Source organism: Novosphingobium sp. SG720, assembly GCF_012275365.1.
GTDB classification, from domain to species: domain Bacteria; phylum Pseudomonadota; class Alphaproteobacteria; order Sphingomonadales; family Sphingomonadaceae; genus Novosphingobium; species Novosphingobium rhizosphaerae.
This window is the reverse complement of sequence record NZ_JAAZQN010000001.1, coordinates 1532589-1545947: the sequence shown is the minus strand read 5'-3', so window position 1 is coordinate 1545947 and position 13359 is coordinate 1532589. Positions and strand designations below refer to the sequence as shown.

At 66.1% G+C, this 13359-nt stretch carries 11 protein-coding genes and 1 other RNA gene; 9 read left to right on the top strand and 3 right to left on the bottom strand.

The features are described 5' to 3' along the window. Nucleotides 1-5: 5 nt before the first annotated feature. Entirely contained in the window at nt 6-896 is an 891-nt protein-coding gene (locus tag FHW94_RS06990) for a LysR family transcriptional regulator (RefSeq protein ID WP_210425468.1), read from the bottom strand. A 103-nt stretch (nt 897-999) separates the two neighbouring features. Between FHW94_RS06990 and FHW94_RS06985 the strand changes: the two genes are divergently transcribed. The 4 genes from FHW94_RS06985 to FHW94_RS06970 all read left to right on the top strand — a co-directional run bounded on the left by FHW94_RS06985 (nt 1000) and on the right by FHW94_RS06970 (nt 8073). Then, a complete protein-coding gene (locus tag FHW94_RS06985) occupies nt 1000-2502 on the top strand; it encodes a CoA-acylating methylmalonate-semialdehyde dehydrogenase (RefSeq protein WP_168554945.1) in 1503 nt (500 codons plus the stop codon). A gap of 159 nt (nt 2503-2661) precedes the next feature. Then, nucleotides 2662-3417 carry a hypothetical protein gene (locus FHW94_RS06980; RefSeq protein WP_168554944.1) on the top strand — a complete coding sequence of 252 codons (756 nt, stop codon included), beginning with the start codon at nt 2662-2664 and terminating at the stop codon, nt 3415-3417. Beyond that, nucleotides 3302-4900 carry a DNA polymerase Y family protein gene (locus FHW94_RS06975; RefSeq protein WP_168554943.1) on the top strand — a complete coding sequence of 533 codons (1599 nt, stop codon included), beginning with the start codon at nt 3302-3304 and terminating at the stop codon, nt 4898-4900. The genes FHW94_RS06980 and FHW94_RS06975 overlap by 116 nt, the downstream gene beginning before the upstream one ends. Continuing rightward, a complete protein-coding gene (locus FHW94_RS06970) occupies nt 4897-8073 on the top strand; it encodes an error-prone DNA polymerase (RefSeq protein WP_168554942.1) in 3177 nt (1058 codons plus the stop codon). The genes FHW94_RS06975 and FHW94_RS06970 overlap by 4 nt, the downstream gene beginning before the upstream one ends. Before the next feature lie 119 nt (nt 8074-8192). Here FHW94_RS06970 and rpoH read toward each other — a convergent pair whose 3' ends face one another. Both rpoH and FHW94_RS06960 read right to left on the bottom strand, forming a co-directional pair. Further along, complete coding sequence (gene rpoH / locus FHW94_RS06965) at nt 8193-9107, bottom strand: RNA polymerase sigma factor RpoH (protein ID WP_349237454.1); 915 nt, start codon at nt 9105-9107, stop codon at nt 8193-8195. A 115-nt stretch (nt 9108-9222) separates the two neighbouring features. Further along, nucleotides 9223-10167 carry an RluA family pseudouridine synthase gene (locus tag FHW94_RS06960; protein ID WP_168554941.1) on the bottom strand — a complete coding sequence of 315 codons (945 nt, stop codon included), beginning with the start codon at nt 10165-10167 and terminating at the stop codon, nt 9223-9225. Nucleotides 10168-10225: 58 nt separating this feature from the next. Between FHW94_RS06960 and FHW94_RS23685 the strand changes: the two genes are divergently transcribed. The 5 genes from FHW94_RS23685 to FHW94_RS06930 all read left to right on the top strand — a co-directional run bounded on the left by FHW94_RS23685 (nt 10226) and on the right by FHW94_RS06930 (nt 13277). Beyond that, nucleotides 10226-11035 (top strand): Mov34/MPN/PAD-1 family protein, encoded by an 810-nt coding sequence (locus tag FHW94_RS23685; protein WP_349237453.1) that lies wholly within the window; start codon nt 10226-10228, stop codon nt 11033-11035. 75 nt (nt 11036-11110) lie between these two features. Beyond that, nucleotides 11111-11752 carry a histidine phosphotransferase family protein gene (locus FHW94_RS06945; protein ID WP_168554940.1) on the top strand — a complete coding sequence of 214 codons (642 nt, stop codon included), beginning with the start codon at nt 11111-11113 and terminating at the stop codon, nt 11750-11752. A gap of 15 nt (nt 11753-11767) precedes the next feature. Then, nucleotides 11768-12472 carry an N-acetylmuramoyl-L-alanine amidase gene (locus FHW94_RS06940; protein ID WP_168554939.1) on the top strand — a complete coding sequence of 235 codons (705 nt, stop codon included), beginning with the start codon at nt 11768-11770 and terminating at the stop codon, nt 12470-12472. A 10-nt stretch (nt 12473-12482) separates the two neighbouring features. Continuing rightward, nucleotides 12483-12900, top strand: an RNA gene (rnpB, locus tag FHW94_RS06935) — RNase P RNA component class A. A gap of 26 nt (nt 12901-12926) precedes the next feature. Continuing rightward, nucleotides 12927-13277, top strand: a complete 351-nt coding sequence (locus tag FHW94_RS06930) for a RidA family protein (RefSeq protein WP_168554938.1) — start codon at nt 12927-12929, stop codon at nt 13275-13277. Nucleotides 13278-13359 lie beyond the last annotated feature (82 nt).

Here is a 13359-nt window from a genome sequence, read left to right as displayed (position 1 = left end):
GCGGCTTATTTTGTGTGAAGACCCGCGCCCTGCGCTGCTTCCTCCAGGAATTCCGCCACGGCGCGCACGCGCGGCAAGCGGCGCAATTCGGCGTGGACCACCAGCCAATAGGCGCGTGGCACCGCCACATCGGGCAGGACCCGCACCAGAGTGGGATCGCCATCGGCGGCAAAGGTGTGCAACAGGCCGATGCCCCCGCCCGCCTGGACCGCCGCCAGTTGCACCGTGGCCGATGTGCAGCGGAACTGCGCCTGCATGCCCGGCGCCACTTCATCCAGATAGCGCAGCTCGGGCCAGTCGATCAGGTCGTCGATATAGGAAATCAGCCGGTGGCGCGAAAGATCGTCCACGCTTTCGGGGGTACCGTGCTGCTCCAGATACGCAGGCGCGGCATAGAAGCCCACGGTGAAGGGCGCCAGTTGCCGGGCATAGAGCCGCCCGCGCGGCGGCCGCTTGAGCGTCACGGCCAGGTCTGCCTCGCGTTGCGAGAGGCTGACGGCGCGGGTTTCGGGCGCCAGTTCCAGCACGATGCGCGGGTGGCGGGCCATGAACAGCGGCATGCGCGGCGCCACCAGGTATGTGCCAAAAGCCGCCGGCGTCGCCACCCGCACCGTGCCGGTCAATTCGGTGTCCACCCCGCCCAGTGCGCTGTCGGCCGCATGGGTTTCCGCCTCGATCCGCTCGGCATGGAGCAGCAGGGCACGGCCCGCCTCGGTCAGCCGGGCGCCACTGGGCGAACGGTCCACCAATCGCGCCCCCAGCCCGCTTTCCAGCCCATCAAGCCGGCGCGAGACAGTGGAATGGTCCAGCCCCAGCGCACGGGCCGCGGCGGTCAGGCGGCCATGGCGCGCCACTTCCAGAAATATCCTCAAGTCGTCCCACTGGCGAATGCGCATGGTGTTCCTGCAAATTTGCACGGCCTGTTTGGCGAAAATGCCAGTATCAGGATATTTGCGCACGGGCTACAAGCAGGCATCAAACTTTGCCGGGAGAGTTGCCATGCGCCAGATCGACCATTTCCTCAACGGCGCCGCCGTTGCCGCCACTTCTGGCCGCAAGAGCGACGTTTTCGATCCCAACACCGGCGAAGTCCAGGCGCAGGTCGGCCTGGCGAGCGAGGCTGATGTCGATCGGGCCGTGGCGCTCGCCGCGGCCGTGCAGCCCGAATGGGCCGCCCTCAACCCGCAGCGCCGCGCCCGCGTCATGTTCGAATTCAAGCGCCTGATCGAACGCGACATGGACAAGCTGGCCCACGCGCTTTCGGCCGAACACGGCAAGGTGATTGCCGATGCCAAGGGCGATATCCAACGCGGGCTGGAAGTGATCGAGTTCGTCTGCGCGATCCCCCACCTGCTCAAGGGCGAATATACCGAAGGCGCCGGGCCGGGGATCGACGTGTTCTCGATGCGCCAGCCGCTGGGCGTGGTGGCGGGGATCACCCCGTTCAATTTCCCCGCAATGATCCCGCTGTGGATGAGCGGCCCGGCGCTCGCCACCGGCAATGCCTTCATCCTCAAGCCGTCGGAACGCGATCCCTCGGTGCCCAATATGCTGGCTGAATTGTTCCTCGAAGCCGGCGGCCCGGTGGGCCTGTTCAACGTGGTGCATGGGGACAAGGTGGCCGTCGATGCCATTCTCGACCATCCGCGCATCAAGGCGGTCAGCTTCGTCGGCTCGTCCGACATCGCCAACTATGTCTACCAGCGCGGCGCCCAGGCGGGCAAGCGCATGCAGTGCATGGGCGGCGCCAAGAACCACGGCATCGTGCTGCCCGATGCCGATTTCGACCAGGTCGTCAGCGACATTCTCGGCGCGGCCTATGGCTCGGCCGGCGAACGCTGCATGGCGCTGCCCGTGGTGGTGCCGGTGGGCGACAAAACCGCCGAGGAACTGCGCGCCCGCCTGATCGACGGGATCGCCAGCCTCAAGGTGGGCATTTCCACCGACGAAGCCGCACACTATGGCCCGGTCGTGACCGCCCAGCACAAGGCGCGCATCGAAAGCTACATCCAGATGGGCCTGGATGAAGGCGCCGAACTGGTGGTGGATGGCCGTGGCTTCTCGCTGCAAGGCTATGAAAACGGCTATTTCCTGGCGCCCACGCTGTTTGACCGGGTTACGCCCGAAATGCGCAGCTACCAGGAAGAGATCTTCGGCCCGGTGCTCCAGATCGTGCGCGCGCAGGATGTGGACCAGGCCATCGCGCTCGCCACCAACCACGCCTATGGCAATGGCGTGGCGATGTTCACCCGCAGCGGCGCCGCCGCCCGCAATTTCGCCGCCAAGGTGGAAGTGGGCATGGTTGGCATCAACGTGCCGATCCCGGTGCCGGTGGCCTATCACAGCTTTGGCGGGTGGAAGCGCTCGGGCTTTGGCGATCTCAACCAATACGGCATGGACGGCGTGCGCTTCTACACCCGCACCAAGACCGTGACCCAGCGCTGGCCCAGCACATCGGGCGGCGTGGTGGACCAGAGCTTCGTGATCCCCACGATGAAGTGAACCGTTCTCCCATGTGACAAAAGGCCGCACAACCAGATGGTCGTGCGGCCTTTTTTGCGTGATCCTGGCCGGCGCCATGGGCGGCAAGGCATCCTGCTGTCCCCACCTGTTCCAACGGCCAGCCTCGACAGGGCAGGCAAAATGGAACATAATAGGAACATGGAAACGCCTTCCGCCCCGATCCTCTCTTCGCCCACCTGGCGTCTGAGGCCGGCCTTGCGCCGGCCGATGCCGGTGCTGGCGGCGGGGCAAGTGCATGAAGTGCATGGGGAAGGCGATGATCGCGCGGCGGGGCTGGCCTTTGCCCTGGGACTGGGCACGGCGAATCGCCAAGGCGCGGTGCTGGTGGTGCGCGGGGCCTTGCGCCAAGGGCTGGGGCTTTATGGCGAAGGGCTGGCGCGGTTGGGTATCGATCCCGCGCGGCTGCTGCTGGTGGAAGCGCGCGATGCCGCGGCCCTGCTGCGCGCCGGGCTGGAAGGGGCGCGTTGCCCCGGCCTGGCGCTGGTCCTGCTGGAAAGCGAAGGGCCGCTCAAGGGCTATGACCTGACCGCCAGCCGCCGCTTCGTGCTGGCCGCCGAACGCACGCAGACGCCGTTGGTCTTGCTGCGCCATGCGGCAAATGCCCAGCCCAGTGCGGCGCACACCCGCTGGCAAGTGGCCAGTGCCCCATCCCTGCCGCTGGAGGCGCCACCCGGCGCGCAAGTGCGCCCGCCCGGCCTGCCGATGATCGCGGTTGAGGCGCTGCGCTGGCGGGGTGGGCCAGCGGGGCAGACGTGGCATTTGCAATGGGATGAACAACATGGCGGTTTCCGGGACACCACCGGGTCCCTTGGCGGCACCCCCAACCGGAACGAAAACGCAAGGACGGCGCCATCTGGCGCTGTACTTCCCATGGCTGCCCTGCGAACGGGTTAGGGGCGAACGGGTTAGAGCCACAGCAACAGACCCGCTGCCCGAAGGCGCGCCGCTGGCCCTGGTGGCGCGCAGCGGGCAGGCGTTGCGGCTGATGGCGGTGGAGCGTGATGCGGCCCGCCATGGCCTGGCGCCGGGCATGACCCTGGCCGATGCCCGCGCCCGCTGTCCAGATCTCGCCACCCTGCCCCATGATCCGGCCGCTGATACCGCGCTGCTGACGCACCTGGCCAAGGCGATGCACGCGCTGACCCCCAGCGTGATGCCCGATCCGCCCGATGCCCTGCTGCTCGATATCAGCGGCTGCGCGCATCTCTTCGGATCGGAAGCGAAGATGGTGGCAAAGGCAACTGAAATTACAGGCCTTTCCACAATCCATGCGCTGGCCGGCAATCCGGCGGCAGCGCGTGCCCTCGCCCGCCATGGCACCCCGGCCCAGCGCCGCGCCGAAGACGTGGCCGCCCTGCCCGTCTCCGCGCTGGACCTGGGCGAGGCCGCCACCACCGCCTTGCGCCGCGCCGGGCTCAAGCGGCTGGGTGACCTGGTCACGCGCCCGGCGCCAACACTCGCTGCCCGCTTTGGCGAAGGGCTGGTGCTGCGCCTGCGCCAGGTGATGGGCGATGTGGCTGCGCCGTTGGCGCCGCAGCCGGTGCAGGCCCCGATCCGGGCCGAAGCGGGCTTTGCCGAACCCATCGCCCGCACTGACGACGTGCTGGAAGTGGCCGAGGATCTGTTGCGCCAGGTGGCCGCGCAGATGGAGCAGCGCCGCCTGGGCGGGCGCCATTTTGCCCTCACTCTGCATCGCAGCGATGGCGCGCGGCGGCGTCTGCTGGTGGAAACCGGCCAGCCCACGCGCGATCCACCGCTGGTGGTGCGCCTATTGCGCGAGCGGATCGACAGCCTAGCCGACCCGATCGATCCCGGCTTTGGCTTCGATGCCATCACGCTGTCGGTCAAGCGGGCCGATCCGCTGGACGCGCGGCAGACCGGGCTGGACCAGAGTGAGGAAACGCAGGACAGCCTGCAGGCGCTGATCGACCGGCTGGGCGTGCGGCTGGGCCAGGATGCCGTTCTGCGCCTGGCCCCGGCCGACCGGCACATGCCCGAAGCTGCACAAGTCAGCCTGCCTGCCGCAGAATTGAACGGCTCCGTTTCATTTCATCTTCCGACCATGCCACGCCCCCTGCTGCTGTTCGATCCGCCGCAGAGGATCGAAGTGATTGCCGGGGTGCCCGATGGCCCGCCGCTGCGCCTGCGCTGGCGCGGCGCAGTGCATGAAGTGATCCACGCCGAAGGGCCGGAACGCATTGCACCCGAATGGTGGCGCCAGCGCGGCGGCCACATGGGCGAAGGCGCCGCCCGCACCACGCGCGATTACTACCGGATCGAGGATGCGCGCGGCCGCCGTCTGTGGGTGTTTCGGCGCGGGCTTTATGACGGCATGGAAAATGCGCCGTCCTGGTATGTCCACGGGCTGTTTCCATGAGCGACACGCCGTTCTTTGCCGAACCGGTGGCGGCCACCAATTTCAGCTTCCTGCGCGGCGCGGCGCATCCGGCCGAAATGGTCGCGCGCGCCCATGCCCTGGGCCTGAAAGGCATCGGCATTGCCGACAGGAACAGCGTGGCCGGCGTGGTGCGCGCCCATGCCGCCTGGCGGAAGGTGGGCGGGCGGGCGAACGGCTTTGCCCTGAAAGTGGGCGCCCGGCTGTGCTTTGCCGATGGCACGCCCGATGTTGCCGCCTATCCCACCACGCGCGCGGCCTGGGGGCGACTGACCCGCCTGCTTACGCTGGGCAATCGCCGCGTGGAAAAAGGCGATTGCCACCTCACGTTGCCCGATCTGCTGGACCATGCGCAGGGCCTGGCGCTGATTGCCATGGACGGCAGCGCCGATCTGCTGGAGCGGCTGCGCGCGGCAACGCCGCATCTGTGGCTGGCCGCCACGATGCCCCGCGCCGGGCGCGACGGACGCGACCTGGCCCGGCGCATGGCCCTGGCGCAGGAAACCGGGGTGCCGCTGATTGCCAGCAACGACCCGCTTTACGCCGTGCCCGCAGACCGCCCCCTGCACGATGTGCTGACCGCCACGCGCCTTGGCACCACGGTGCGCGCCGCCGGGCGCCGCCTGGCCGCCAATGGCGAGCGGCATATCAAGCCGCCGGCCGAAATGGCGCGCCTGTTTGCCCTGTGCCCGCAAGCGCTGATGGCGGGGCAGGATTGGCTGGATTGCATCACTTTCACACTCGACCAGATCGAGTACGAGTATCCGCACGAGCCCGTCCCGCCCGGCTGGACCCCACAGGGCTGGCTGGAGCACCTGGTGCTGGAAAGCGCGGGTCGCCAGTTTCCCGCTGGCCTGCCCGAGGGCTATCGTAAGATTCTGGATGAGGAGTTCCGCCTCATCAAACTGAAAAATTACGCCTATTACTTCCTCACCGTGCACGATGTCGTGCACTATGCCCGCAGCCTTTCCCCGCCGATCCTGTGCCAGGGGCGCGGCTCGGCCGCCAATTCGCTGGTCTGCTACCTGCTGGGCATCACCCCGATCGATCCGGTGCAGGAACGCCTGCTGTTCTCCCGCTTCCTGTCGGAAGAGCGTCATGAACCGCCCGATATCGACGTGGATTTCGAGCATCAGCGGCGCGAGGAAGTGATGCAATACATCTATCGCCGCTATGGCCGGGCGCGCGCCGGGATCGTGGCGACGGTGATCCACTATCGCCAGCGCAGCGCGATCCGCGACGTGGGCAAGGCGCTGGGCCTTTCCGAAGACGTGACGGCGCGGCTTTCCGGCACGGTCTGGGGCAGTTGGGGGCGCGGCTCGCTGCCCGAGGAGCGCCTGTCGCAGGCCGGGTTCGATCCCGAGAACCGCGAGATCGCGCGGCTGCGCGAGATGGTCGACCGGCTGCTGACCTTTCCGCGCCATTTGTCGCAGCATGTCGGCGGGTTCGTGCTGTGCGAAAGCCGGCTGGACGAACTGGTGCCGATCCACAATGCCGCCATGGCCGATCGCACATTCATCGAATGGGATAAGGACGACATCGACACGCTCCAACTGATGAAAGTGGACGTGCTGGCCCTCGGCATGCTCACCTGCATCCGCAAGAGCTTCGATCTGATGGAGCGGCTGAAGTTGGGTCGTTTCTCGCTGGCCACCGTGCCGCGCAAGGACAAGGCGACGTTCGACATGCTGTGCAAGGGCGACAGCGTGGGCACGTTCCAGGTGGAAAGCCGCGCGCAGATGGCCATGCTGCCGCGCATGAAGCCGCGCGAGCTCTATGACCTGGTGATCCAGGTAGCGATCGTGCGGCCTGGCCCGATCCAGGGCGGGATGGTCCACCCCTATCTCCGCCGTCGCAATGGCGAAGAGGCGGTGGTTTTCCCTGGCCCTGAAGGCCAATTGAAAAGCGTGCTGGAAAAGACCCTGGGCGTGCCGCTGTTCCAGGAGCAGGCAATGAAACTGGCCATCGTGGCCGCCGGTTTTTCCCCACCAGAGGCCGATGGCCTGCGCCGCGCCATGGCCACGTTCCGCAACCACGGCACTGTCACCAACTATCAGGAGAAGTTCATCGGTGGCATGGTGAAAAACGGCTATCCGGAAGACTTTGCCGAGCGTTGCTTCGAACAGATCAAGGGTTTTGGCGAATACGGCTTTCCCGAAAGCCATGCGCAGGCGTTCGGCTGGCTGGCCTATGTCTCGTCATGGCTGAAATGCCATTATCCCGGCGTGTTTGCCTGCGCCCTGCTCAACAGCCAGCCCATGGGTTTCTATGCCCCGGCGCAACTGGTGCGCGATGCGCGTGAACATGGCGTGCACGTGCATGGCGCCGATGTGAATGCAAGCTGGTGGGATTGCACGCTAGATGAAGAGCGCGTGCTGCGCCTGGGCCTGCGCCTGATCGACGGGTTCCATGAAGAATGGGCCGCTTCCATCGTACGGGCGCGGATCGATGGGCCTTTCACCTCTCCCGAAGACCTGGCGCGGCGGGCGGAACTGCCCTCGCGCGCGCTGGCTCTGCTCGCCGATGCCGATGCCATGGGATCGCTGGGCCGCTCCCGGCGCCAGGCGGGATGGGACGTGCGCCGCGTGCCGCCCCGGCAATTGCCGCTGTTCGCTGCGCTCGATGCGCCGGAACTGGCGGCAGAGCCCGATGCCGCCCTGCCTGCCATGCCAATGGCGGAGGAAGTGGTGGCCGATTACCAGACCCAGCGGCTTTCGCTCAGAGGCCACCCCATGCAATTCCTGCGCGCGCGTTTCGCGGCGCAGGGGGTGCTATCGTGCGCGCAGGTCAATGCCGGCAAGGATGGGCAGAAAGTGCGCGTGGCCGGCGTGGTGCTGGTGCGCCAGCGGCCGGGCAAGGGCAATGCCATCTTCATCACGCTGGAAGACGAAACCGCCGTGGTCAATGCGCTGCTATGGGCGCGCGATTTCGAGAAACAGCGGCGCCAGGTCATGGCCGCGCGGCTCATGGTGATCGAAGGCGAAGTGCAGCGCAGCAAGGAAGGCGTGGTGCACTTGATGGCCGCGCTGGTACACGATGCCAGCGAGGCCCTGGCGCAGCTGCACGAGGATGGCGCGGCGCCCACGCCCGATCCGGCCATGGCCCGCCATCCGCGCCAAGTGCGGGTATTGCCGCGGTCGCGGGATTTTCATTGAGGGGGCGAGCGTTGCGTGGGCCCCCAGATCAAGTCCGGGGTCCCACTTCTTGAAACCTCAAACAAAAAACCCGGCTATCCTGCTGGATAACCGGGTTTTTGCTTTCAAGGCAAAGAGGCTCAAACCGCCGGCAGCAGGTGCCGTTCACCGGCGATGCGCTGCATCGCCTTTTGCAGCTTTTCAAAGGCGCGCACTTCGATCTGGCGCACGCGTTCGCGGCTGACGTTGTAGACCTGGCTCAGTTCTTCCAGGGTCTTGGGATCGTCCACCAAGCGGCGGTCGGTCAGGATATGGCGCTCACGCTCGTTGAGGCTGCCCATGGCTTCCACCAGCATGTCGTGGCGGAAATGGGCTTCCTCGGCGTCGGCCACGGTTTCGTCCTGCAGCGGACGATCGTCGGCCAGCCAATCCTGCCAGGTGCCTTCGCCGTCTTCGCGCAGCGGCACGTTCAGGCTGGCATCGCCACCCATGATCATGCGCCGGTTCATGTTGATCACTTCCTGCTCGGGCACGCCGAGGTCGGTTGCGATCTTGCGGACGTCTTCAGGCGAAAGATCGGTATCCTCGAACGCTTCGAGGTTCTTCTTCATGCGCCGCAGGTTGAAGAACAGCTTCTTCTGCGCCGCGGTGGTGCCCATCTTGACCAGGCTCCACGAGCGCAGGATGAATTCCTGCATCGAGGCCTTGATCCACCACATGGCATAGGTCGCCAGGCGGAAGCCACGATCGGGCTCGAACTTCTTGACGCCCTGCATCAGGCCGATGTTCCCTTCGGAAATCAGCTCGGACACGGGCAGGCCATAGCCGCGATAACCCATGGCGATCTTGGCCACGAGTCGCAGGTGGCTCGTCACCAGCTGGGCGGCGGCTTCGGGATCGGCATGTTCCTGGTAGCGCTTGGCGAGCATGTATTCCTGCTCAGCCGTCAGCACCGGAAACTTACGAATCTCAGAGAGATAGCGGTTGAGGCTGGCTTCCCCGCCCAGGGCCGGAACGGTCGCGGGGGCTTTGGCCACTGCTGTCTTGTTGCTCACCTGAACACATCCTTTCGTCGCGTCAGTTCCCCGATGGAGAACCTCTAGCGAGCATTCCCCGGTGGGGCCACACATCCTTTTGATACACAGTAATCGATTTATACCATGATCGAACTCAAGAACCGCCCAGTTCGACAATCAGTTCCGTCATATCGACGGGCGTCGAACTGGTGAAATGGAGCGCTTCGCCGCTGATCGGGTGAATGAAACCCAATTCTGCCGCATGCAGCGCCTGTCGGGCAAAGCCGATCCGGGCCAGGATAGGGCGAATTTTGACGGGCGCGCGTCCATAGACAGGATCACCCAATAGCGAATGCCCGATTGATGCAAGGTGAACGCGCACCTGGTGGGTTCTGCCTGTTTCCAATCGACATTCCACAAGGGCCGCACCGTCGAGGCGCGCGAGCGTGCGATAGTGGGTGACGGCGTGCTTGCCCCGCCCATCGGCCACCAGCGCCATCTTCTTGCGGTCATGCACCGACCGGGCGATGGCGCCGGTAATCGTGCCGGCGGCCGGGATCGGCTGCCCCACCGTAACCGCCTTGTAGGCCCGGATGATCGAATGGTCGGCAAACTGGCGCGCCAGCCCTTCGTGCGCGGCATCGCTCTTGGCCACGACCAAGAGGCCCGAGGTATCCTTGTCGATCCGGTGCACGATGCCCGGCCGTGCCACCCCGCCGATGCCGGAAAGCTGGCCGCGGCAATGGTGCAGCAAGGCATTGACCAGCGTACCATCGAGATTGCCCGCCGCCGGGTGCACCACCAGGCCGGCCGGCTTGTCCACCACGATCAGCGCATCGTCTTCATACGTCACCGACAGCGGAATGTCCTGCGCCACGGCCTCGGCCGGAATGGCCGCCGGAACCTGCACAGCAAACGCGGCGCCGGCCGCAACCTTGAGCGAGGCCTGGCACACGGCCTGGCCATCGAGCGTCACGCGCCCATCGTCGAGCAGCGCCTTGACCCGCTCGCGCGAAAGCCCGCTTGCGTCGGCCAGTGCCTTGTCGAGGCGGCCGGGCGCGGCGATCGTGCCGGTCAGAATGTCGTCGGTTCCCCCCATTGGAAGGCCGATATGGGAACGATTGCGGCCTGCGACAAGGGGGTGTATTGCCTGGCCGATGGCCTTCCATGCCTACCTTCTGCGCTGCGCCGATGGATCGTTTTATGCGGGGCACACCGATGACCTGACCCGGCGGATGGCGCAGCACGAAAGTGGTCAGCTCGGCGGCTTTACCGCCAAACGCCGTCCGGTTCGGCTGGTGTGGCAGCAGGACTTTGCCACGCGGGAGGAAGCGCTTTCGGCCGAATTGCGAATCAAGGGCTGGTCTCGGGCGAAAAAACAGGCCTTGATCGATGGGGATTGGGATCGATTGACGGTCTTGGCGCGCAATCGGCAAGCTGGCTCCGGCGCGCGAGGGGGCTTCGACAAGCTCAGCCCGAACGGAGAGGGTGGGAGTGATGGGAAACCGTCTGCCTCTTCTGCGTCCCAACCTCCGTTCGCCCTGAGCCTGTCGAAGGGCGCCAGCGCAACGCCTGACATCACCCTTTCGCCCGCCGCCCACGCGACGATGCTCGCCGCGGCGGCGCAGGCCCACCCAAGCGAGGCGTGCGGGCTCTTGCTGGGTACCGGCCTGCACATCGGCCGGGCGCAGGAATGCACCAATGTGGCACCAGATCCGTTGCATCATTTCGAGATCGATCCCCTGGCGCTGATCGCCGCGCACCGCACGGCGCGCGCCGGAGGGCCCGCGATATTGGGCTATTTTCACAGCCACCCCAATGGCTTAGCAAAACCTTCTGCCACCGATTCTGCAAGCCGGGCTGGCGACGGGCGGATCTGGGCAATCGTGACCGGTGCGCAAGTGACGTTGTGGCGGGATGCGCCATCCGCATTTCAAGCGCTTTCCTATCGCGTCGCAGACGGTTAAGGCGATTGGCCGGGGAGAGGGTGCATCAGGCACGTGATCCCGCGCACATATCTGGTAAAGGCTTGTCCACGTTCCATGACCATCGCCACCCTCGATCTTGCCAGCCTGCTCTGCTCGCGGCTTTGCCACGACCTGTTGAGCCCGGTGGGCGCGCTCACCAACGGGCTGGAACTGCTGGCAGAGGAACGCGACCCGGAAATGCGCCAGAAGTGCATGGAATTGCTGGAACAAAGCGCGACGAGTTCGGCCAACAAGCTGCGCTTTTTCCGCCTGGCATTCGGCGCGGCGGGTGGCTTTGGCGAGATGGTGCCGGTGAACGAACCGCGCGCGCTGGTTGACGCGCTGGTGGCGGCAAACCCTCGCATTTCAGTGGCTTGGGCGCTGGCCGACGACATGCTGCCCAAGGCGGCGGTCAAGACGCTGCTCAATCTGTCGCTGATCGGGATCGAAGCGCTGGTGCGCGGCGGCAACCTGGACATTGCGGGCGAAGTAAGAGGTGGCGCGACCGAACTGGTGATCCGCGCGAGCGGGCCGCGCATCGCCTTCGATCCGCTGGTCGGCCAGGCCCTGGCCGGCACGTTGGCCCCGGCCGATCTTTCCAGCCGCACGGCACCGGCCGCCATGCTCTACCAATTGGCGCAGGGCCTGGGCGGCGGCTTCCAGACCCACGTTGCTGCCGATGCCCTGGTGCTGGGCGCGGTGCTGCCGGTTCGCTGAGCGCATCAGGCAGGCATGAACCGCTGGCTGGTCCATCGCGAAGAACCGTCGCCCAATTTCAACGAGCGGCGGCTGCCGGTGTCCATGGTCGTGCTGCATTATACCGGCATGCAAAGCGGGGCCGAAGCGCTGGAGCGGCTGAAGGACCCGACAGCCGAAGTTTCGGCGCACTATCTGATCGACGAAGACGGCACGGTGGTGCGCCTGGTCGATGAAGCCAAGCGCGCCTGGCACGCCGGGCGCAGTTTCTGGCGCGGGATCACCGACGTCAATTCGGCGAGCGTGGGGATCGAACTGGTCAACCCTGGGCACGAGTTCGGCTATCGCCCCTTTCCCGATGCGCAGATGGAAGCCCTGGTCCCGCTGCTGGGCGACATCGTCCGCCGGCACGACATTCCCCGCGCCAACGTGGTCGGCCATTCCGACGTGGCGCCGGCGCGCAAGACCGATCCGGGTGAGTTGTTCGATTGGGACATGCTGGCGCGGTACAACCTCACCCTGCCCCGCCCGCGCCCTAAGATGCGCCTGCTCTATGACAACGAAGGCGCGTTTTTCCTGGCACTGGAACGCTTTGGCTATGACGTGACCGACAAGGAAGCCGCAGTCGCGGCATTCCAGCGGCGCTGGCGTCCGCACAAGATCGATGGCCAGGTGGACGGACAAATCGGCGCATTGTTGTTCGAACTGCTGTTGGCGCGCGATCTGGGCCATGCTAGGTGACCGCCTCGCGCCGGGGAGCCGGGCAGCCGCGTCATCACTTCGTCTGATGCCGAGGAAAGTCCGGGCTCCACGAAACAAGGGTGGCGGGTAACGCCCGCCGGCCCGGTGCAAGCCGGGCAAGGGAAAGTGCCACAGAGAGCAAACCGCCGACGGGGCCTTCGGGCCCCGGGCAAGGGTGAAAGGGTGCGGTAAGAGCGCACCGCGCGACCGGCAACGGAAGCGGCATGGCAAACCCCACCCGGAGCAAGACCGAATAGGGGCAACGCGCATCTGAAAGGATGCAGGCGGGTTTCGCGCCAGTTGCCCGGGTTGGTTGCTGGAGCGGCCTGGCAACAGGTCGCCGAGAGGAATGGCTGCCCGCGCCGATACGGTCCACCAGTGGGATACCGTCGGTGCGACAGAACCCGGCTTACAGGCTTCCCGGCGCGTATCATTTGTTCAAGGGGCCGCAGCCATGTCCACCATCATCCGCATCGAACCGGGCCCCCGCATGAGCGAGGCCGTGGTGCACAACGGCACCGTCTATCTGGCCGGCCAGGTGGGCGAGGCTGGCGACAGCGTGTTCGACCAGACGCGCACCGCCCTGGCCGAGATCGAACGGCTGCTGATCCTGGCAGGCAGCACCAAGGCACACATGCTGTCAGCCATGATCTGGCTTGCCGACATGGCCGATTTCGACGAAATGAACCGCGCCTGGGATGCCTTTGTCGCCGATGTGCCACCCCCTGCCCGTGCCACGGGCCAGGCAAGCCTGGCCGACCCAGCCTGGCGCGTGGAAATCGTGGTGACCGCGGCGGTTGCCTGAACGCGCCCAGGCGGTCTGTTTGACCCGCCATTTTCAGGCTATCTGGATTGGTGCGAGCACGAAATAAGGCCAATGGCCTGCC

Coding starts and splice junctions, on each gene's coding strand:
- FHW94_RS06990 (WP_210425468.1), bottom strand. CDS start 896: ATGCGCATTCGCCAGTGGGACGACTTGAGGATATTTCTGGAAGTGGCG.
- FHW94_RS06985 (WP_168554945.1), top strand. CDS start 1,000: ATGCGCCAGATCGACCATTTCCTCAACGGCGCCGCCGTTGCCGCCACT.
- FHW94_RS06980 (WP_168554944.1), top strand. CDS start 2,662: ATGGAAACGCCTTCCGCCCCGATCCTCTCTTCGCCCACCTGGCGTCTG.
- FHW94_RS06975 (WP_168554943.1), top strand. CDS start 3,302: ATGGCGGTTTCCGGGACACCACCGGGTCCCTTGGCGGCACCCCCAACC.
- FHW94_RS06970 (WP_168554942.1), top strand. CDS start 4,897: ATGAGCGACACGCCGTTCTTTGCCGAACCGGTGGCGGCCACCAATTTC.
- FHW94_RS06960 (WP_168554941.1), bottom strand. CDS start 10,167: ATGGGGGGAACCGACGACATTCTGACCGGCACGATCGCCGCGCCCGGC.
- FHW94_RS23685 (WP_349237453.1), top strand. CDS start 10,226: ATGGCCTTCCATGCCTACCTTCTGCGCTGCGCCGATGGATCGTTTTAT.
- FHW94_RS06945 (WP_168554940.1), top strand. CDS start 11,111: ATGACCATCGCCACCCTCGATCTTGCCAGCCTGCTCTGCTCGCGGCTT.
- FHW94_RS06940 (WP_168554939.1), top strand. CDS start 11,768: ATGAACCGCTGGCTGGTCCATCGCGAAGAACCGTCGCCCAATTTCAAC.
- FHW94_RS06930 (WP_168554938.1), top strand. CDS start 12,927: ATGTCCACCATCATCCGCATCGAACCGGGCCCCCGCATGAGCGAGGCC.